Genomic DNA, 19,339 nt, shown 5'->3' on the forward strand with positions numbered 1-19,339 from the left:
GCCGAATCCATGACGGCGCGGTGCGTGCACGTGGCCCCATGACCATTGCGCAACCATGGTGCTGAGCTGGTTCGATGTTTTCTTTCTGATGCTGGCGGCGCTCTCGGTGGCGTTCGGGGCTTGGCGTGGCTTCGTGTTCGAGAGCATCAGCGTGCTGGGCTGGATTGCCGGCTTCTTTGCTGCCATGCAGTGGGGGCCGCAGCTGGGCCTGTGGTTGCCGGGCGAGGCCCTGGCCGAGGAGGCCAGGCGGGCGCTGGGCATGCTGGCGGTGTTCGTTCTGGCGGTGTTCCTGTCGTCGATGCTGGCGTCGCTTGCGCGCGCCTCGGTCCAGGCGCTGGGCATGCGAGCCGCCGATCGTGTCATCGGTGCGGGGTTCGGCCTGCTGCGCATCGTGTTGCTGGGGGTGGCACTGACGGTCGTGCTGCATGTACTGCAGTGGCAGGATGCTCCCTGGTGGCGCGAATCCGCGCTGGCTGGCCCGTTGGATACCGCGCGCCTTGAATTGGCGCGCATGCTGCCCAATTGGAAGGTGCTGCAGCCGGTGCCGCCCGTCGAGCTGCCGCCTGCGCTGGAAGCGGGGCGGCAGCTGCTGTAGGCCACCGTCGGTGGTAGTTGGATCGGTTCGGAATCATGGCGCAGGGCTGCGGCAGCGCCTCTTGAATGTCGCGCAAGGAGTATTTTCATGTGTGGAATCGTCGGGGTCGTGAGCAACGCCCCTGTCAATCAGTTGATTTATGACGCCTTGCTGCTGCTGCAGCACCGCGGTCAGGATGCGGCGGGCATCGTCACCCAGCTCGACCGCAAGTTCTTCATGCACAAGGCCAAGGGGATGGTGCGCGACGTGTTCCGCACCCGCAACATGCGGGCGCTGCCGGGCAGCACCGGCCTCGGCCAGGTGCGCTACCCGACGGCGGGCGACGCCAACAGCGAAGAAGAGGCCCAGCCCTTCTACGTGAACGCGCCGTTCGGCATCGTGCTGGTGCACAACGGCAACATCACCAATGCCAAGGTGCTGCGCAAGGAACTGTTCAGCACCGACCACCGCCACACCAACACCACCAGCGACTCGGAAGTGCTGCTCAATGTGTTTGCGCATGAGCTCGACCGCGTCACGGTGGGTGGCGCGCTGACGCCCGAGACCGTTTTCAAGGCCGTCTCGGCCGTGCACCGGCGCGTGCGTGGTTCGTATGCAGTGATCGCGATGATCGCCGGCTACGGCACGCTCGCCTTCCGCGACCCGCATGGCATTCGTCCGCTGTGCTTTGGCCGGTCGCAGGATGGCACCGTCATGGTTGCCAGCGAATCGGTGGCGCTGGAGGGCACCGGCTACGCGTTCGAGCGGGATGTGACGCCGGGCGAAGCCCTGTTCATCGCCCTCGATGGCACCGTGCATGCCAGGCAGTGCGCGGCGCCCGAGAAGGTGCACCACACGCCCTGCATCTTCGAATACATCTACCTGGCCCGCCCGGATTCGGTGCTCGATGGCATTTCCGTCTACCAGGCCCGCCTGAATCTGGGGGAGACCCTGGCCAAGCGCCTGGTCTCGACGGTGCCGCCCAATGAGATCGATGTGGTGATTCCCATCCCCGAATCGAGCCGCCCCAGCGCCATGCAACTGGCCGAACTGATTGGCAAGCCTTACCGGGAAGGTTTCGTGAAGAACCGCTACGTGGGCCGCACCTTCATCATGCCGGGCCAGAACGTGCGCAAGAAGTCGGTGCGTCAGAAGCTCAATGCCATTGGCAGCGAGTTCAAGGGCCGCAACGTGCTGCTGGTTGACGATTCCATCGTGCGCGGCACCACTTCGCGCGAGATCGTGCAGATGGCGCGCGAAGCTGGCGCCAACAAGGTGTTTCTCGCCAGTGCCGCGCCGCCGGTGCGCTACCCGAATGTCTACGGCATCGACATGCCCACCAGCGAAGAACTGGTGGCCAATGGTCGCAGCATCGAGCAGATCCGCGAACTGATCGGCTGCGATGCGCTGATCTACCAGGACGTCGATGCGATGAAGCGCACCATCGGTGCGCTCAATCCGTCGCTGGAAGGTTTCGATGCCTCGTGTTTCGACGGTATTTACGTCACCGGTGATGTCACCGTGGATACCATCGCCAGCCTCAATGAGGGGCGCAATGCGTCGGGTGCCGAGGAGGCTGAGGACAGTTCGCGCCTGACCCTGCCCAACGCCGCGCAAGGCTGAAACCCGCTCACGCGGCAGGACCCACCCACCAGCAGGCGGGCCCGGACTGGCAAGCAAAAAGGCGTATCGGGAGATACGCCTTTTTGCCTTTGGGTCACTGACAGGCCGGTCTTGCCTTGCCAGCGATGTATCTGTTGTCTAACGGCTCATCGCCTGGCAGGACCTTATGCCGCAGCTTCGACCACGCCGGGTGCTGCCTTGGGCTGCGCGTCGGCATGCAGAAAGATGCTCAGGTTGCGGGCCAGCACATCGCGCAGCTCGCGGCGGTCGACGATCAAGTCGATCGCGCCTTTTTGCAGCAGGAATTCCGAACGCTGAAAGCCCTCGGGAAGCTTGACGCGCACCGTTGACTCGATCACGCGCGGGCCGGCAAAGCCAATCAGCGCCTTGGGCTCGGCCACCACCAGATCACCCATGAAGGCGAAACTGGCGCTCACTCCGCCCATGGTCGGGTCGGTCAGCACGCTGACGTAGGGCAGGCCCTGCTCGGCAAAGCGTGTCAGTGCGGCATTGGTCTTGGCCATCTGCATCAGCGACAGCAGACCTTCCTGCATGCGGGCGCCGCCCGTGGCGGTGAAGCAGATGAATGGCACCTTCTTGCGCGTGGCGGCCTGGACGGCGCGCACGAAGCGCTCTCCGACCACGCTGCCCATGCTGCCGCCCATGAAGTCGAACTCGAAGCAGGCCACCACCACGGGAATATCGTGCAGCGTGCCTCCCATGGTGACCAGCGCATCGGTCTCGCCGGTGGCCTTGGTGGCGTCCTTGAGGCGGTCGGGGTACTTGCGGCTGTCCTTGAATTTCAGCGCATCGACAGGAGTGACCTCCTGGCCGATCTCGTAGCGGTTCTTTTCGTCGAGGAAGTGATCCAGACGCTCGCGTGCGCCAATGCGCTGGTGGTAGCCGCAGTGCGGGCAGACGTGCTGGTTCTTGTCCAAATCGGCCTTGTAGAGCACCGTTTCGCACTCGGGGCACTTGGACCAGAGGCCTTCCGGAATCTGGTGGCGTTCGGTGGTCTCGGTGCTGCGAATCAGCTTGGAGGGAATGAGTTTGTCGATCCAGGACATTCGTGTGTCAATTCATGGCTGCGGGGCCACCACAAGGCGGCCCCTGGTCGGACAGGCGTCCATTTTAGTGGAGCCTGCAGTCTCAGGCATCAACGGCCTGCCGCACGTCCCGCAGGAAGGTGCAGACAGCGGCGATGCCGGCCTGCTCACCGGGGTTGTCACGCAGCAGCTCGATCAGCCTGGAGCCGATCACCACTGCATCAGCCTTGGCGGTTTGCGCGATGGCCTTGGCGGTTTCGGCATCACGAATGCCGAAGCCCACGCCGACCGGCAATTGGACGTGCTGGCGGATGCGCGGCAGTGTCTCGGCGACCTGGGCGGTATCCAGCGCCTTGGAGCCCGTCACACCCTTGAGCGATACGTAGTAGACGTAACCGCTGGCCACCTCGTTGATCTGTGCCATGCGCGCCTCGGTCGAGGTGGGCGCGAGCAGGAAGATCAGGTCCATGCCATGGGCGCGCAACTGCACCTGCAGGGCTTGGGCTTCCTCGGGCGGGTAGTCGACGACCAGCAACCCGTCGACACCGGCTGCCGCGGCATCGCGCACGAAGGCGCCGGCGCTGCGCAGTTGGTCGTAGCGCTCGATGGGGTTGGCGTAGCCCATCAGCACCACCGGTGTGGTCTGGTTGCGCTGACGGAATTCGTGCACGTATTCCAGCACCTGCACGAGGCCCGTGCCATTGGCGAGCGCGACGTCGCCCGCCTGCTGGATGGTGGTGCCGTCGGCAGAGGGATCGGAGAAGGGCACGCCGAGCTCGATGATGTCGGCGCCGGCGGCATGCATGGCGTGCATCAGTTCGGTCGTGGTGGATTTCTCTGGAAAACCGGCGGTGACGAACGGAATCAGCGCCTTGCGACCTGCGGCCTGCAGTTGGGCGAAGGTGTTGGCGATGCGGCTGGTGGAGGTGGACGGCTTCATTGCGCAGCTCCTTGTGCGGCTTCTGGCGCCTTGGCCGGTGCCAGGTCGTTCAGCTTGGCAAACAGGCTGCCATCGTCGAGGCCGGCCACGGTACCGATGTCCTTGTCGCCACGGCCGGAGAGGTTGACGAGGATGGACTGGTCGGGGCGCATGGCTTTCGCCAGCTTCATCGCATGGGCGACGGCGTGGCTGGATTCGAGCGCGGGGATGATGCCCTCGGTGCGGCACAGGTGGTGGAAGGCATGCAGGGCCTCGTCATCGGTGATGCCGACGTATTCGGCGCGGCCGATCTCGTGCAGCCAGACGTGCTCTGGACCGACGCCAGGGTAGTCCAGGCCGGCGCTGACGCTGTGCGTCTCGATCACCTGGCCATTGTCGTCCTGCATGATGTAGGTGCGGTTGCCGTGCAGCACGCCCGGGCTGCCACGCTGGATGGAGGCGGCGTGCCGGCCGGTGTCCAGCCCGAGGCCGGCGGCCTCGACGCCGATCAGGCGCGTGTTCGGATGGTCGATGTAGGGGTGGAAGATGCCGATGGCATTGCTGCCACCGCCCACGCAGGCCACCACCGCATCGGGCTGCGATTCGGCCAGGTGCAGGCGCTGCTGCATCTCGGGGAACTGTTGCAGGCATTCCTTGCCGATGATGCTCTGGAAGTCGCGCACCATCATCGGATAGGGATGCGGGCCGGCGACGGTACCGATGATGTAGAAGGTGTCGTCGACGTTGGCGACCCAGTCGCGCATGGCTTCGTTGAGCGCGTCCTTGAGCGTCTTGCTGCCCGATTCGACCGGTACCACGGTGGCGCCCAGCAGCTTCATGCGATAGACATTGGGACTTTGGCGCTTGACGTCCTCGGCACCCATGTAGACCACGCATTCGAGGCCATAGCGCGCGCAGATGGTGGCGGTGGCCACGCCGTGCTGGCCGGCACCGGTCTCGGCGATGATGCGCGGTTTGCCCATGCGGCGTGCCAGCATGGCCTGGCCGATGACGTTGTTGATTTTGTGCGCGCCGGTGTGGTTGAGGTCTTCGCGTTTGAGGAAGATTTGCGCGCCGCCGATCTCGCGGCTGAGGCGGTCGGCGTGGTAGATCGGCGAGGGCCGACCGACGTAGTGTTTGAGCTCGTAGGCGAATTCGGCGAGGAACTCGGGGTCGTGCTGGTAGCGTGCGTAGGCCGCCCGCAGTTCCTCGATGGCATAGGTCAGTGTCTCGCTGACGAAGCTGCCGCCATAAGGGCCGAAGTGGCCGCTGGCGTCGGGCTGCAGGTAGGCGGCATCAGCCGCCGGAGGAGTTGCGGGAGTCGTCGCTGGTGTTGCGGTGTCTGTCATCGTTCGTCCAATCCTGATGGGTGTCCATGGCGGTGCGGGTGGCCTGGTCGGCCTCGCGCACGGCGGCCATGAAGCGATTCATCTTGCGGGCATCCTTGATGCCTTTGAGGGGACGGCCGTCGGGGCCGTCCTGCTCGATGCCGGAGCTGACATCCACGGCCAGGGAGAGGCCGCGGTGCTGCAGCTCACGAATGCCATCGGTCACATTTGCTGGTGTGAGCCCACCACTTAAGACGAGGTGAGATGTGACGCTTGTTGGAAGAAGTGACCAATTGAAGACCTTGCCGCCACCGCCGTAGCCCGTGACGTGGGCATCGAGCAAAATGGCTTGTGCCTGGGAGAAACGATCTGCGTATTCTACGAGATCGAATGGAGGTGCAGTGTCATCGAGCGGAATGCGGGCGGCGCGGATGAATGGGTGGCGGCCTTCATGGCTGAGCCGCCAGCAGTCTTCGGGGGATTCGTCGCCATGGAACTGCAGCAATGCCTGGGGCAGCAGCGCCAATGCCGCATCCACCTCCCCGGCCGTGGCGTTGACGAACAGCAGCACGGGGCTGATGAAGGGCGGCAGCGCCCGCGCCAGTTCGGCGGCGCGCGCGGCGCTGACGCTGCGCGGGCTGGGCGCATACATCACGAAGCCCACGGCATCGACGCCGCAGGCCATGGCAGCGGCGACGTCCTCTTCACGCGTGAGACCACAGAACTTGACGCGCGTGCGTTGCTGGGTGTGGGGTGGGGACACGGGGTGGTTCCTCGAACAGGATGGAGAAGTGCCGTAGATCCTATAGATCCTGGGCGTTGGCGCCGGGCAGGAAGTCGAACAGCGCGCTGCTGTCAGGCAGGTCCCAGCGCGGCGCATAGCGGGGCCCCAGGAAATACAGGCCATCGGGTGCGAAGGTGGGAGCGGCGGCATCGCGCGAGCGCGCCTGCAGCACTCCGCGCATCCATTCGGGCCGTTGATGCCCCTGGCCGACGGCGATCAGGCAGCCCATGATGTTGCGGATCATGTGGTGCAGAAAGGCATTGGCCTCGAACTCGAAACGCCAGTAGCAGGTGGGTACGGCGCGTGCGTCTGATCCGGCCGGTGGGTGCTTGCTGCGCAGTGGCGAGGCGCTGATGCGAATGGCGTGCAGCGTCTTGACGGGCGTGTGGGACTGGCAGGCCGCGGCGCGAAACGAGCTGAAATCATGCTCTCCCAGCAAATGCCGGGCGGCCTCGCGCATGCCTTCGCCGTCGAGCGGCAGAAACGTCCAGCCGACGCGGCCGGCATCGATGCTGGGGCGCACGGCGGACTGCAGCAGCACGTAGGCGTAGCGGCGGCTCTCGGCGCGGTTGCGTGCATGGAAGTCATCGGGCACCTCGCGAGCCCATTGCACGGCGATGTCGGCCGGCAGGAATCGGTTGGTGCCGCGCACCCAGGACATCTCGGTGCGCTGCACGGGCGAATCGAAGTGCACCACCTGCATCAGCCCATGCACGCCGGTGTCGGTACGGCCCGCGCACAGGGTGCTGACGCGGCTGCCGATGAAGGTGGCCAGCGCGTGCTCAAGCCGGTCCTGCACGGTTTGACCGTCGGGCTGGCTTTGCCAGCCGTGGTAGTGCTGGCCGTGGTAGCTGATGCCGAGGGCGATGCGCATGGATGGAGGACAGGGCAGGACAAAACAAAAACGCCGAAGACGGGCCTCGGCGTTTTGGCTTGGAAGGCAGGGGTGAAGACCTGCCGCGATTCTAGTACGGAGTGGGCCTCAGCCCAGTTCCTTGAGCAACTGCTGGGCCTTGTCCTTGAGTTCTCCGCTGGCCTGGGCCAGCACTTCCTTGACCAGCGCCCGGGCACCCTCGGCGTCGCCGAGCGTGTTGAACTCGCGGGCCAGCGCCAGCTTGGTGGTCAACGGATCGTCGGAACCGAGGTCATCCAGATCCAGGCTGGCCAGGGTGCTGTCCCCCGAGCTCAGGCTGGTGTCGTGCACCGTCGTGCTGGCATTGTCCAGACCGTCCAGGTCCAGCGCCGAGAGGTCCAGTTCCAGCGAGCGGGTGTCCTGCTCGTTGTCGGGCAACGGGGCCGGTGCCAGATCGGTGTTGGGCAATTCGAGACTGAAGGGGTCTTCGCTGGCCTTGGCCGGCTCGGTCGGGTGGCCCTGCAGGTTGTCGGACGCGGTGGCGTCGAATGGGTGCGAGCCGGTCTCGCCAGCATTGCCCTGCACGAAGGTCGCCGAGCCGCTCTGCGGCAGATCGGCCGGATTGGTCAAACCGCCCATCTTGGATGGCGTGATCTCGCCAAGGTCCAAGTCCAGGTCCAGATCGGCCAGCGGATTGGCATTGCCTGTCTGGGGCGCGGGCGAAGCAGGCTCCGCATCGCCGGGTACCGAGGGCAGGAAATCGAATTCCAGCTTGTCTTCCGGGGCTTCTGCCCCGGCCTTGGGAGCCGCCGCGGGTGGGGCTGGAGGAGGCAGGTCGCCCATCTTGGACGGCGAGATCTCCCCGAGGTCCAGATCCAGGTCCAGGTCCGGCTTGTGCGCATCCGATACCGTGGAGCCGGTCTTGTCGCCCCCTGTCCCGTTGCCTGTGGAGGACAGCGTGGAGGGCTGGAAATCGACATCCAGCCCGGACAGCGGGCCAAAGCCCGAGAGGGCATCTTCGCCTTGGCTGGCTGGCGCGGCGGATTTGGCGGCGGGAGCCTCATCGACCTGGTACAAGGCATTGGACGGATCGAGGTTGCGGCCGAGTTCTGCCACCTTGATCCACTCGGCGCCGGAACGCTGCGTCAGACGTGCGACTTCATTGGCCGTGACCTCGAAGGACAGCCGATCCTGCCGCGCGGCATAGATTTCGGCCAGGCGCGTCTTGATGGCAACCCGGGTCGGGTGGCTTTGTTCGGCTTCCTTGAGGACTTCCTCGGCCTGCTGGTCGCGGCCATAGGCGAGCAGCACGTCGGCCTCGAGCACCGGGTCGCCCTCTCCGGTCGCATCGATCTGGCTGGGTGAATAGTCCATCGAGGACACACCAGTGCTGATGAGACCGGTGGTGGCCGACTTGGTCGACTGCGTGCCGGCCTGGCTGTTCTTGCTGCTGTGGGCGAAGAACGAATCGGGGACGTTGCCGCTGTTCTCGTACACCACTTCCGCTTCGCCGCGACCCTTGCGATACCGGTAGTAGCCATAGCCTGCCAGCAGCAAGGCCAGCAGACCGCCGGCATACGGCAGCATCGGATAGTCATCCAGGAGGCCGGGAGGCGGGGGAGGAGGCGGTGCCGGGCGTGGCGGTGGCGGCACGGGCGCGGCAGGTGCCGGAGGCGCGGCCACTGGTGCCGCTGGCGCTGCGACGGGGGTTTCCACTGCGCTTGTTGTGGAAGGCGGGTTCTCCGCGGCACCAGTCTGGGCCTGCCCATCGGTGGAGCCGGTCTCGCCTGCCGCGTCGGCCGGCACAGCGGCTGTCTCCGGCGTGGCGCCGCCGGCTGCTGGTGCGGGTTCGGGCTCGGTGGGTGACGGTGCCGCTGCCGGAGTGGCTGCGGCGGTGGTTGCCTCGGTGGACGGCGCATCAGGCAGTGGCAAGGGCGGTGCTGTCTCGATGGTCAGGCCGAGTCCCTTGCCGGCTTCGGCGTTCGCTGGTGGCGTCGCGCTTGCTGCGGCGGCAGGAGCGGCTGGCGCGGGCTGCTCCATCTGGGCCCGCAGTTCCTGCAGGCGCTGGATATTGTCCTGCTGTTCCTTCAGGCGCTCCGCATCTTCCTGTTGCTGGCGTTGCTGGGCGAGCGCCGCTTCTTCGGCCTGGCTGGCGGCCCCACTGGCGGGTGTGGAGAGCTCGAGCACATCGGCTGCAGGGGCTTCGCTGCGTTCTTCGCGGACGGGTTGCACCGTGCCGCTGGAGACGTCCTGCGCCTGGGTGCTGACAGGGGCCTGGGGCACTGTGCGGGCCACGCGGTTCCGGTAGTCGTTGAAATCGCGCGTCTGAGCGACGATGATGCTGCGTGCTTCCTGCGCGGAGATCGCCTGGATATCGCTGAGAGCCGGGATATCGAGCCTGGCGCCGCTGCGCAGCAGGTTGACGTTGTTCTGGAGGAAGGCGTTCGGGTTGGCGCGCTGCAGGGCCACCAGCATCTGGTCGAGCGAGACGTTGGCGGGCAGATGGCGTCTGGCGATCTGGCCTGCCGTGTCGCCGCGGCGGGTGGTGATCGTTTGCGGCGCGGCTTGCGGCACCGCGCTGGTGACCTGGCCGCTGGCCGTTGTCGGGGCTGCGGGGCGTGCGGTGGTCTGAGAGGCTTCGGCGCTGCGCGGAGTTGCGGCTGCGCGGGCAGGGCGCGGTGCCGGTGCAGGGCGCGGGCTGACGGCACCGGAGCTCACCTGCTGGCCACGGCCTTCCAGCCAGTTGCGGGCCCGCTCATACACATCGTCGCCGACCGGGGCCTGCGCCCGCGGGGATGCCGTGGGCGCAAAGGCCGGTGCGGGTGCTGCCGGTGCGCTGGTGCGGGGCACCGCTGCAGGGGCCGCGGCTTGTGGCACGGCTGCTGCAGTTGCCGCAGCGGGCGGCACGGCCGCGCGCGTCTGCGGTGCCGGAGGATCGAGCAGCACGGCATAGCTGCGCACTGCGCTGCCGCCATTCCAGCTGGTGTTGAGCACGAGGTCGAGGAAGGGCTCGCTGACCGGCGCCTGGGTGCGCAGCTCGAGATAGGCGGAGCCATCGGCATGGCGCTGCAGTTGCACGACCAACTGGGTCATGACGGCGGAGTAGGTGGCGCCATGGGCGTTGAAGACATCCGGGGAGGCCGGATTGGCCCGCAGTGTCTGGGCTTCGTCGGGCGTCAGGTTGCTGACCGGAATGCGCGCAGAGAGGGGCTGCCCGAGCGCCGATTGCACCTGGATCTGACCGAGTGTCAGGGCTGCGGCATTCGGCAGATGCAGGCCGGTCGACATCAAGACGGCAACGGCCAGGGCCGATGGTTTCCAACGATAGGTGTGTGCCATTTTTATCGATTCAAAAAATCATTGGTGGGCGCAGCAGGTGCGCATGATTGGGGTGCTGCCTCACACAGCAGGGCCCCACCATGGTGTTCGGGCACGATAGCAGCAAAAAAAAGCACTGACAAGGTAAATTCCGGGCATTTGTTGTTACGAATCAAAACATTTTGAGGCGTGTTGCCCGATCGCAACGACAGGGTGAATTTCAATGCAAATCAGCGGCTTGTGCTGGTTTCTTGATGGCTGCTATGTAACACGATCGGCCTGTTTGCACAGAACGCCGCGAAGGGCAAACCGGGCCGGTCAATGGGCATCCAGATGGCTTCAATCGACCTGCGCGCCCGTGGCCTTGACGATGGGCGCATAGCGTTCACGCTCGGCATGCATGAAGGCATCGAAATCGGCTGCGGTGCTGGGGGCGGGGGTGGCCAGCAGCATCTCGAAGCGCTGGGCGATGTCCCGGCCGCCCAGTGCCTCGGTAAAGACACGGTTGAGCCGGGCGATGGACGCCTCTGGCGTGCCGGCCGGCACGACCAGACCCCACCAGGTATCGATGGCGAAGCCGGGCAGGGTCGCGGCCATGGTGGGCACGGCGGGCAACTGGCTGCTGGGCTCGAGGGTGGTGACAGCCAACGGGGTCAGCTTGCCCGCGCGGATGTTGGGGGCGGCGGCGGCCAGATTGTCGAAGTTGAAATCGACTTCTCTGGAGAGCAGGGCGAGCTGCGCCGGGCTGGCGCCGTTGTAGGGCACATGCACGGCATCGATGCCGGCCATGTTCTTGAACAGTTCGCCGGCCAGATGGCCGGCGCTGCCGTTGCCGCCACTGCCATAGTTGAGCTTGCCCGGATGCTGCCGGGCGTAGGCAATCAGATCCTGCAGCGACTCGATGCCCTTGGCGCGGGCGGCGTCGCTGTTCATGACCAGCACATTGGGAATGCGGGCGACCAGGGTAACGCCGGCGAAATCCTTGGCTGGGTCATAGGGCATGCTCTGGTACAGCCATGGATTGATGGCGATGGTGGCGACGGCGGCAATACCCAGCGTCTTGCCATCGGCGGCGGCGCGCGCGACCTGGCCCAGGCCGATGTTGCCGCCCGCTCCCGGCCGGTTGTCGATGATGATGGTGCCCAACTCGCCCTTGGCAGCCTCGGCCAGGGCGCGCGCGGTGGTGTCCAGCGGGCCGCCCGGCGCATAGGGCACGACGATGGTAGTCACCGCCTGCGCATCGGCTGGTGCGGCATGCGCATGCAGGGAGAGGAGGCCCAGGACGGACAGGGCCAGGGCTGCGATGGTTCTTGGATTCATGGCGATGCGAAGGGAGGTCAGGGCGCCGGCTGCGATGCGGCGGGGCACGGAGATTGGATGGGGCGCTGAGTGTGGCGGGGATTATGCCGCCACGTCGGCAGCGGTCGTGAAGGCGTCGGCGTAGAAGGCGTCCTCGGGCAGACTGCGGCTCTCGGTGTAGGCCGTGCGTGCGCTGTCGACCACGATCGGTGCCCCGCAGGCGTAGACCTCATGGCCAGAGAGATCATCGAAGTCGTCCAGCACGGCCTGGTGCACGAAGCCGGTACGGCCCTGCCAGTCGTCCTCGGGCAGGGCGTTTGAGACGACCGGCACGTAGTGCAGATTCGGCAGGCTGCGGACTTGCTCCAGCACCCAGTCGTTCATGTAGAGGTCGGCCGGGCGGCGTCCGCCCCAGTAGAACGCGATCGGTCGCATGATGCGCTTGTGCCTGACATGTTCGAGCATGGCCTTGATGGGAGCGAAGCCGGTGCCGGAAGCCAGCAGGATGATGGGCTTGCCGGAATCCTCGCGCAGATAGAAGCTGCCGAAAGGTCCCTCGATGCGCAGGATTTCCTTTTCCTTCATGTTGGTGAAGACATGCTCGGTGAATTGGCCGCCGGGATGGTGGCGGATGTGCAGTTCCAGCCCAGGCGACTCGGCCTGCACATGCGGAGCCACCGCCATCGAATAGGCGCGGCGCGAGCCGTCCTTGAGCAGGAACTCGACGTACTGTCCGGCGTGGTAGCGGAAGGTTTCCGTGGCTGGCAGCTGCAACAGCACCTGCATCACGTCCGGGCCCAGCGGTACCAGCTGGCGCACGCGCACGGGCATCTTGCGGATCGGGAAGGCTCGCTCGTCGGTAACCTGGCGTGACTCGATCACCACGTCGGTGAACGGCTTGGCGCGGCAGGTCAGGATGTAGCCTTGCTGGCGCTCCTGCTCGCTCAAGGCCTTGGCGGCATAGGGCAGCATCTGCACCTCGCCGCGCTCCATGCGGCACTTGCAGGAGCCGCAGGCGCCATCCTTGCAGCCATAGGGCAGGCCGATGCCCTGTCGGATCGCGGCGGCGAGAATGAACTCATCGGGCTGGGTCTGGAAACTGCGGGAACTGGGCAGGACGGTGACGTTGTAAGAGGTCGGCTGGCTGTTCATGGTCTTGAAGGCTGGCAGTGTGCATCCGGGCCGTCGCGCAGCGCGCGCTCGGTGTTTGCTGCTGTTTGCGTTAGCATCCCCGGTTTCTCTCCAACCGCGTATTGTGCCCTTGATTTCCCTGCCCCCTCGAGCCCTGCCGGCACGCTTTCGGCGCAGCCGTGTCCTGGTCATCGGCTGTGGCGACGTTGGCCTGCGCATGGTGCGGCAGCGGGCCGCACGATCGCCAACAGGGGCGGACGGCCCGCATGGCCCGCACGGTGTGCACTTTTATGCACTGACAAGCGATCCAGATCGTCGGCAGCTGTTGCGCGAGGCCGGCGTCACCCCCTTGCTGGGCAATCTTGACCAGCCGCGCAGCCTGCGCCGGCTGGCGGGTCTCGCCACGTACCTGGTCCATCTGGCGCCGCCGCAGTCCAGAGGCGAGCAGGACCTGCGCAGCCGCGCGCTGCTGCAGGCGCTGCGGCGTGCTCGTCCACCCGCGGCGTGCGTTTATGTGTCGACCAGTGGCGTCTATGGAGACTGCCAGGGCCAATGGGTGCGCGAAACGCGCGCACCAGCGCCGATGAGCGCGCGGGCCCGGAGACGCCTCGATGCCGAGCGCATGCTGCGCCGGGTCAATCGTGCGGGCTGGCGCACCATGGTGCTGCGGGCCCCCGGCATTTATGCGCTCGACCGGGCACAGGGCACGCCTGCGGCGCGCCTGCAGCGGGGCACGCCGGTGCTGCGCAGCGAGGACGATGTATTCACCAACCACATCCATGCCGACGACCTGGCGCGGGCCTGCTGGCTGGCGCTGTGGCGAGGCGCTCCCGGGCGCGTCTTCAACGCCAATGACGACACGGTGCTCCGAATGGGCGATTACTTCGATCTGGCGGCCCGGCTCCTGTGCTTGCCGGCGCCGCCACGCATCAGCCGCGAGCAGGCGCAGAATGTGCTGACGCCCGCCATGCTCAGCTTCATGAGCGAATCGCGCCGCCTCGACAACCACCGCCTCAAGCATGAGTTGCGGCTGCGGCTGCATTACCCGACGGTGACCGAAGGTCTGGGAGTCGGTTGATGGCCTTGCTGTGCTGACTACCCGACCCCGTAAAAGATCGTCAACAGGTTCTTAGCGCCTTGGCAGAAGGTCGTCTTGTGGCCCGGCCCCTGGCGCCTGCACGGGCACAGGTGGCTTGATGTTGGGGAAAATCACCGGCGCGTTGGTCTGCGGTGGCCGGGGCGGCGCAGGCGGCCGCTGCCCGCCGGGAGGCTGGGGCCGGGGTGGTGGTGGGGCGTACCACCCGCCGCTGCCCGGCCAGCCATGGTTGCCGGGGTAGGGTGGGCGGCGTGGCACCACGATGATGGGCGACACCTGTTGCGCGGCACGATTGCGCTGTATGGCGGCATAGCTGGCCGGATCCAGGCAGGCGCGGTCGACCTGATCCTGCGCGGCCAGCAGCCGGGCACGTTCTTCGCTGCTGTAGCGGCCGTGGTCGAGGGTCGCGGCCTCCAATGCGGCATGGGCGTCGCGGCAGGCGGCGGAGTTGGCATGGCCGCCCGTTCTGGGTGCCGCGATGGCTTGCGCTGCGGCCCGCTCGGCCTGCAGGCGGCGTTCGGCTTCCAGGCGCTCGATCTCGAGCTGCATTTCGCGTTCCCGCAGTTGCTGACGTTCGGCGTTGCGCTGCCGAGCTTCTTCGGCTCGCAGGCGGTCGGCCTCGATCTGCTCGGCGGTTCTGGGCGCTTCGATCTGGGCCGCGCGGGCCCCTTTGGGGCAGGCGGCATCGGTGTACTGCACCTGTCCGGCGGCATCGATGCAGCGGTTGACCTGGGCCTGCGCGGCGCCGGATCCAGCACCCAGCAGCAAGGCGGCCATGACCACGCATACTTGCATAACTGCATGGCGGCCGGAACGGCGCGGCGCGGCGGATGCAAGGGCAGGACGGTGCGGCTGGATCAGGTCGGCCATGCTCATCGCTCGTCGTTGGCTGGCATGCCTGGGCGATAGGTGATGTTGCCGCGCAGCGGCGTGCGTTGGCGGGGCTGTTGCGATTGCGGCGGCAAGGGCGGGCGCTGTGTCGATGCTCCCGGTGGCACCGCAGATGGTGGATTGGGCCTCGGTTGCGCCGGACCCTGGGCCTGCGGTGGCTGCGGCCGGCCGGGTCGATCCTGGCCTGGCCGTGGTGGCCGGGGTCCGGCACCGGGACGATGGGCGGGGGGGCGGTTGGCCAGTGGCGGAGGCGGTGGACGATAGCCGCCCGGTGGTGCATAGCGCGGTGGATGGGGGCTGCGGTAGCGGGGGGCGGGCCAGTAGCCGTAGGCGGGACCGGGAATCACCGGTGTCGCATACACGAGGCCAGGGTCATAGACCCCATAGCTGCCATAGCCATAGCCGAATTCGCCGTAGCCCTGGCCGGCATAGTAGCCATCGGTCACTGCACAACCGCCAAGCAGCATGGCCGCGGCGGCCATGCCGAGCCGGGTGAACCAGTTTGCGTGGGACATGCGTTATTCCTGCAGATGCTGAGAATGGGTGAATGAAGCATGACAGGTTTGGAAAACCGCATGGCGCTTGTGGGGGACATGCCTAGCGCAGCAGTCTGCCAACAGGGACCGGGATTGCGCAAGTGGTGCAAGCGGTGCATGTCGATGCCGGGACGGGCGTTTTGCACCATCATGTCGTACCCTGCCTGTTTCAACGCATGGCGCTGAGATGGGTTGACTGGTTCGGTGCGAACCAGCGCAATCATGGCACCATGCATAATTGCACCAAAAAAGTGCAAATAAAATGAATCACAATATTGGTGCAATCAATTGCATTTAATTGGTGCATCATGCGGTGGCGCTGAATCAGCCGGTGCATGGCTGTTTGCTGGCCTTCTCCATGCCAGTGCTTGCGCACGTTTTTGGCACATATTTTGCTCGATCTGTGCCATCCCTTCTACCCAATGAAACAACAGCAGGAGTGCTCGATGGTAAAGACAGTTGATGATGTCATGCAAATGATCAAGGAAAACGAGGTCAAGTTCATTGACTTCCGCTTCACTGACACGCGTGGCAAGGAGCAGCACGTCACGGTGCCCGTGTCGGCTTTCAGCGAAGACAACTTCAGCTCGGGTCAGGCCTTCGATGGCTCATCGATCGCCGGCTGGAAGGGCATCGAAGCCTCCGACATGCAACTGATGCCCGACCCGGATTCCGCCAACATCGATCCGTTCTTCCAGGAACCCACGCTGTTCCTGACCTGTGACGTGATCGATCCGGCCGATGGCAAGCCCTATGAGCGCGATCCGCGCTCCACCGCCAAGCGTGCCGAGGCCTATCTGAAGGCCTCGGGCCTGGGCGATACCGCCTACTTCGGTCCGGAACCCGAATTCTTCATCTTTGATGGCGTACGCTTCGAAAACTCGATGGGCCGCGTCTTCTATGAAATCGAAGAGTACGAAGCGCCCTGGAACACGGGCTCGAAGCTCGAAGGCGGCAACCGCGGCCACCGTCCCACAGTCAAGGGCGGCTATTTCCCGGTACCGCCGGTCGACAGCACGCAGGACATGCGTGCCGAGATGTCGCTGGTGCTCGAATCGCTGGGCATCCCTGTCGAGGTGTTCCACCACGAAGTCGCTGGTGCCGGCCAGAACGAGATCGGTACCAAGTTCAACACGCTGGTCAAGCGTGCCGACTGGACGCAGACTCTGAAGTACGTGGTGCAGAACGTCGCCAACCTTTATGGCAAGACGGCCACCTTCATGCCCAAGCCGCTGGTGGGTGACAACGGCTCCGGCATGCACGTGCACCAATCCGTCTGGAAGGATGGCAAGAACCTGTTCGCCGGTGACGGCTACGCTGGTCTCTCGGACTTTGCGCTGTACTACATCGGCGGCATCATCAAGCACGCCCGTGCACTCAATGCCATCACCAACCCCAGCACCAACAGCTACAAGCGTCTGGTGCCGGGCTTCGAAGCCCCGGTCAAGCTCGCCTATTCGGCCAAGAACCGCTCGGCCTCGATCCGCGTGCCATTCGTCTCCAATCCGAAGGGCCGCCGCATCGAAGCGCGCTTCCCCGATCCGATGGCCAACCCGTACCTGTGCTTTGCCGCACTGCTGATGGCGGGCCTGGACGGTGTCGAAAACAAGATCCATCCGGGTGAAGCCGCCACCAAGGATCTGTATCACCTGCCGCCGGAAGAGGATGCGCTGATCCCGACCGTCTGCCACAGCCTGGACCAGGCGCTGGAGGCACTGGATGCCGATCGCGCTTTCCTGACCAAGGGTGGTGTGTTCACCGACGCCATGCTCGATGCCTACATCGACCTGAAGATGGCTGAAGTCACGCGCTTCCGCCAGGCCGTGCACCCGGTCGAATACGAGATGTACTACTCGCTGTAATCGGCGATTGGCCCCCTCTCTGGGTCCATGCCAGGCTGCCACCTTCGGGTGGCAGCTTTTTTTCATGGTGGATGTCACAGCGTGGCGGTGGATGCCGGCCTTCTTTGCACGGCCGGGGCGTGCGCGGGCCATGGATTGGGGTAATATGGCAGTTCGCCTGCGAGGCGAAAGGGGGTTGCTCCTAATCTCTTGAATTTGTTAATCATTTCTGGATGACAGGGCGATTCGATGAAGCGCAAAGCGGAATTACCAAGAATGAAAAAGACAAGCCTTGGCCTGTGGTGCCTGCTGGCATGGTGCAGTGTGGGTTTTGCCCAGGAGCGGGTCTATCGCTGCGGCAACGAATACACGAACAACCCGGTGGTGGCCAAGGAGCGCAACTGCCAGCCCCTGGAGGGCGGCAACGTCACGGTGATCCAAAGTTCGGGTACGCGTGCGACGCCGCCGAGCCGGCCGGCAGCTGCACCGGCACAGGCCAGTTCCGCATCCAGCGCCTCCCGGGTGGCCGATACGGCGCAGCGCTCGCGCGACGCCGATGCGCGTGCCATTCTGGAGGCCGAGCTCAAGAAGTCCGAGGAACGCTTGGCTGCGCTGCAGACCGAATACAACGATGGCTATCCAGTACGCACGGCACTGGAGCTGCGCAATCCGCAGGGTTATCTGGAGCGCACCGCGGAACTCAAAGCCAATATCGAGCGCACGCAGGCCGATATCGAGAGCATCCGGCGCGAAATTGCCCGCCAGCGCTGATGGTCGAGCGGCCTGTGCCACGGCCGCGCCATGGCATGACAACGCAAAAACCCCGCAGGGTGTTCGCCCTCGCGGGGTTTTTGCCTGTCATGGAGCTGGCCTGGAACGATGACCGAAAAGTGTGCACGAAGATTGCTGGGATAAACGCAGCGCGGCCCCACATGCCATGAACGATGGCCTGGAGAGAGGACGCCGTGAACCGCAACAAGGCCATTGAGGTCGGGGCCATGGAAGCTGGCTTCGGGTTCGAATGGCAGGGAAGGCAATGATGCAAACCGATTTTGACATGCTGGCGGCCTTGATCGTCAGGCTCGACCGCAGCGCCCACATCATCGACGCGAACGCGGCAACGGAGAGCGTACTGGGCTTGTCTCGCCGCAAGCTGCGCGGCCTGAGTTTCACGCAATTCATGCCGCAGTCAGAGGCGTTCGAGATGGCCTTTGCCAAGGCCACCCAGCCCAGCGATTTCCTGATCTTCCGCTTCGAGACCAGTCTGCAGGGGCCGGCTCATGACGATCCGGTCATTCCGGTGCAGGCGAACCTGACACGGCTCGATGCCGCGCAGGAATGGCTGATGGAGATGTGGCCCCTCAACGAACAGGCCCGCCATCAGCAAGAGTCGCGTATCCACGAGTTGGCCGAGACCAACAAGATGCTGCTGCGCAACCTGGCCCATGAGATCAAGAATCCGCTGGGCGGCATCCGTGGCGCGGCGCAGTTGTTGGGCATGGAGGTGCAGGATCCAGAGCTGCTGGAATACAGCCAGGTCATCATGCACGAGGCCGACCGGCTGCAGGCGCTGGTGGATCGGCTGCTGGAGCCGCATCGCCATCCGCAGACGCTCGAGGACGTCAACATCCATGAGGTCTGCGAGCATGTGCGTTCATTGGTGCTGCTGGAATTTCCCAAGGGCCTGACGATCGAACAGGACTACGATATCTCGTTGCCGGACTTCAAGGGCGATCGCAACCAGCTTGTGCAGGCCATTCTGAACATCGTGCAGAACGCTGCGCTGGTGCTCAAGCCCAAGATCGCTCAGGGCACGGCGCGCATCGAATTGCGCACGCGCGTGGCACGCCAGGTCTACATCGGCATGAAACTGCACCGGTTGGCACTGGAATTGCATGTAGTGGACAACGGCCCTGGCATCAGCCCCGAAATCCGCGAACGGATTTTTTATCCGCTGGTCTCTGGTCGGGATGGTGGCTCGGGCCTTGGTCTGAGCTTGGCGCAAACCTACATCCAGCGCCACCATGGCATCGTCGAATGCGAAAGCGTGCCGGGCCGCACCTGTTTCAAGATCACCATCCCGCTGACATGACGTCGCCG

16 protein-coding genes are annotated in these 19,339 nt (G+C 65.2%); 6 read left to right on the forward strand and 10 right to left on the reverse strand.

The window, feature by feature from the left end; translation table 11 throughout:
• Positions 1–55: 55 nt before the first annotated feature.
• Both EV687_RS01555 and purF read left to right on the forward strand, forming a co-directional pair.
• The gene (locus EV687_RS01555; protein ID WP_122226130.1) at positions 56–595 is read left to right on the forward strand and encodes a CvpA family protein; all 540 of its coding nucleotides are present in this window, start codon (positions 56–58) and stop codon (positions 593–595) included.
• An 87-nt stretch (positions 596–682) separates the two neighbouring features.
• Positions 683–2,197, forward strand: coding sequence for an amidophosphoribosyltransferase (gene purF, locus EV687_RS01560; RefSeq protein WP_122226131.1), 1,515 nt, complete (start codon positions 683–685; stop codon positions 2,195–2,197).
• A gap of 164 nt (positions 2,198–2,361) precedes the next feature.
• Here the strand turns inward: purF and accD are convergent, their stop codons facing one another.
• From accD to EV687_RS01600, 8 genes are all read right to left on the reverse strand, one after another.
• On the reverse strand, positions 2,362–3,264 hold the full coding sequence (gene accD, locus EV687_RS01565) for an acetyl-CoA carboxylase, carboxyltransferase subunit beta (protein WP_122226132.1): 903 nt from the start codon (positions 3,262–3,264) through the stop codon (positions 2,362–2,364).
• Between the two features lie 82 nt (positions 3,265–3,346).
• A complete protein-coding gene (gene trpA, locus EV687_RS01570; RefSeq protein ID WP_122226133.1) occupies positions 3,347–4,183 on the reverse strand; it encodes a tryptophan synthase subunit alpha in 837 nt (278 codons plus the stop codon).
• Positions 4,180–5,511 carry a tryptophan synthase subunit beta gene (gene trpB / locus EV687_RS01575; RefSeq protein WP_122226134.1) on the reverse strand — a complete coding sequence of 444 codons (1,332 nt, stop codon included), beginning with the start codon at positions 5,509–5,511 and terminating at the stop codon, positions 4,180–4,182. Before trpB ends, trpA begins: the two co-directional genes overlap by 4 nt.
• Positions 5,459–6,253 carry a phosphoribosylanthranilate isomerase gene (locus EV687_RS01580; protein WP_242612407.1) on the reverse strand — a complete coding sequence of 265 codons (795 nt, stop codon included), beginning with the start codon at positions 6,251–6,253 and terminating at the stop codon, positions 5,459–5,461. Before EV687_RS01580 ends, trpB begins: the two co-directional genes overlap by 53 nt.
• 40 nt (positions 6,254–6,293) lie before the next feature.
• Positions 6,294–7,148 (reverse strand): tRNA pseudouridine(38-40) synthase TruA, encoded by an 855-nt coding sequence (truA, locus tag EV687_RS01585; RefSeq protein ID WP_122226136.1) that lies wholly within the window; start codon positions 7,146–7,148, stop codon positions 6,294–6,296.
• 108 nt (positions 7,149–7,256) lie between these two features.
• Positions 7,257–10,466 (reverse strand): motility hub landmark protein FimV, encoded by a 3,210-nt coding sequence (locus tag EV687_RS01590; protein ID WP_122226137.1) that lies wholly within the window; start codon positions 10,464–10,466, stop codon positions 7,257–7,259.
• Positions 10,467–10,784: 318 nt separating this feature from the next.
• Positions 10,785–11,765, reverse strand: coding sequence for a Bug family tripartite tricarboxylate transporter substrate binding protein (locus tag EV687_RS01595; protein ID WP_122227087.1), 981 nt, complete (start codon positions 11,763–11,765; stop codon positions 10,785–10,787).
• Positions 11,766–11,846: 81 nt separating this feature from the next.
• Complete coding sequence (locus EV687_RS01600; RefSeq protein WP_122226138.1) at positions 11,847–12,896, reverse strand: CDP-6-deoxy-delta-3,4-glucoseen reductase; 1,050 nt, start codon at positions 12,894–12,896, stop codon at positions 11,847–11,849.
• A 103-nt stretch (positions 12,897–12,999) separates the two neighbouring features.
• Between EV687_RS01600 and EV687_RS01605 the strand changes: the two genes are divergently transcribed.
• Positions 13,000–13,953: an NAD-dependent epimerase/dehydratase family protein gene (locus EV687_RS01605; RefSeq protein ID WP_423201057.1), complete on the forward strand. Its 954-nt coding sequence runs from the start codon at positions 13,000–13,002 to the stop codon at positions 13,951–13,953.
• 51 nt (positions 13,954–14,004) lie between these two features.
• Here the strand turns inward: EV687_RS01605 and EV687_RS01610 are convergent, their stop codons facing one another.
• Positions 14,005–14,748, reverse strand: a complete 744-nt coding sequence (locus tag EV687_RS01610; RefSeq protein ID WP_162846521.1) for a DUF4124 domain-containing protein — start codon at positions 14,746–14,748, stop codon at positions 14,005–14,007.
• Between the two features lie 95 nt (positions 14,749–14,843).
• Positions 14,844–15,377 (reverse strand): hypothetical protein, encoded by a 534-nt coding sequence (locus EV687_RS19255; protein WP_122226141.1) that lies wholly within the window; start codon positions 15,375–15,377, stop codon positions 14,844–14,846.
• Positions 15,378–15,844: 467 nt separating this feature from the next.
• Here EV687_RS19255 and glnA point away from each other — a divergent pair, with 467 nt between their 5' ends.
• The 3 genes from glnA (at position 15,845) to glnL (ending at position 19,331) form a co-directional block, all read left to right on the forward strand.
• Complete coding sequence (glnA, locus tag EV687_RS01620; protein WP_122226142.1) at positions 15,845–17,260, forward strand: type I glutamate--ammonia ligase; 1,416 nt, start codon at positions 15,845–15,847, stop codon at positions 17,258–17,260.
• A 255-nt stretch (positions 17,261–17,515) separates the two neighbouring features.
• Positions 17,516–18,010 carry a hypothetical protein gene (locus EV687_RS01625; RefSeq protein ID WP_122226143.1) on the forward strand — a complete coding sequence of 165 codons (495 nt, stop codon included), beginning with the start codon at positions 17,516–17,518 and terminating at the stop codon, positions 18,008–18,010.
• Positions 18,011–18,278: 268 nt separating this feature from the next.
• The gene (gene glnL, locus EV687_RS01630; RefSeq protein WP_423201058.1) at positions 18,279–19,331 is read left to right on the forward strand and encodes a nitrogen regulation protein NR(II); all 1,053 of its coding nucleotides are present in this window, start codon (positions 18,279–18,281) and stop codon (positions 19,329–19,331) included.
• Positions 19,332–19,339 lie beyond the last annotated feature (8 nt).

It is taken from the genome of Corticibacter populi (assembly GCF_004217315.1).
In the GTDB taxonomy this organism is placed as follows: domain Bacteria; phylum Pseudomonadota; class Gammaproteobacteria; order Burkholderiales; family Burkholderiaceae_C; genus Lampropedia; species Lampropedia populi.

Coding starts and splice junctions, on each gene's coding strand:
- EV687_RS01600 (WP_122226138.1), bottom strand. CDS start 12,896: ATGAACAGCCAGCCGACCTCTTACAACGTCACCGTCCTGCCCAGTTCC.
- glnA (WP_122226142.1), top strand. CDS start 15,845: ATGGTAAAGACAGTTGATGATGTCATGCAAATGATCAAGGAAAACGAG.
- trpB (WP_122226134.1), bottom strand. CDS start 5,511: ATGACAGACACCGCAACACCAGCGACGACTCCCGCAACTCCTCCGGCG.
- purF (WP_122226131.1), top strand. CDS start 683: ATGTGTGGAATCGTCGGGGTCGTGAGCAACGCCCCTGTCAATCAGTTG.
- glnL (WP_423201058.1), top strand. CDS start 18,279: ATGCAAACCGATTTTGACATGCTGGCGGCCTTGATCGTCAGGCTCGAC.
- truA (WP_122226136.1), bottom strand. CDS start 7,148: ATGCGCATCGCCCTCGGCATCAGCTACCACGGCCAGCACTACCACGGC.
- accD (WP_122226132.1), bottom strand. CDS start 3,264: ATGTCCTGGATCGACAAACTCATTCCCTCCAAGCTGATTCGCAGCACC.
- EV687_RS01590 (WP_122226137.1), bottom strand. CDS start 10,466: ATGGCACACACCTATCGTTGGAAACCATCGGCCCTGGCCGTTGCCGTC.
- trpA (WP_122226133.1), bottom strand. CDS start 4,183: ATGAAGCCGTCCACCTCCACCAGCCGCATCGCCAACACCTTCGCCCAA.
- EV687_RS01595 (WP_122227087.1), bottom strand. CDS start 11,765: ATGAATCCAAGAACCATCGCAGCCCTGGCCCTGTCCGTCCTGGGCCTC.
- EV687_RS01555 (WP_122226130.1), top strand. CDS start 56: ATGGTGCTGAGCTGGTTCGATGTTTTCTTTCTGATGCTGGCGGCGCTC.
- EV687_RS01625 (WP_122226143.1), top strand. CDS start 17,516: ATGAAAAAGACAAGCCTTGGCCTGTGGTGCCTGCTGGCATGGTGCAGT.
- EV687_RS19255 (WP_122226141.1), bottom strand. CDS start 15,377: ATGTCCCACGCAAACTGGTTCACCCGGCTCGGCATGGCCGCCGCGGCC.
- EV687_RS01610 (WP_162846521.1), bottom strand. CDS start 14,748: ATGGCCGCCTTGCTGCTGGGTGCTGGATCCGGCGCCGCGCAGGCCCAG.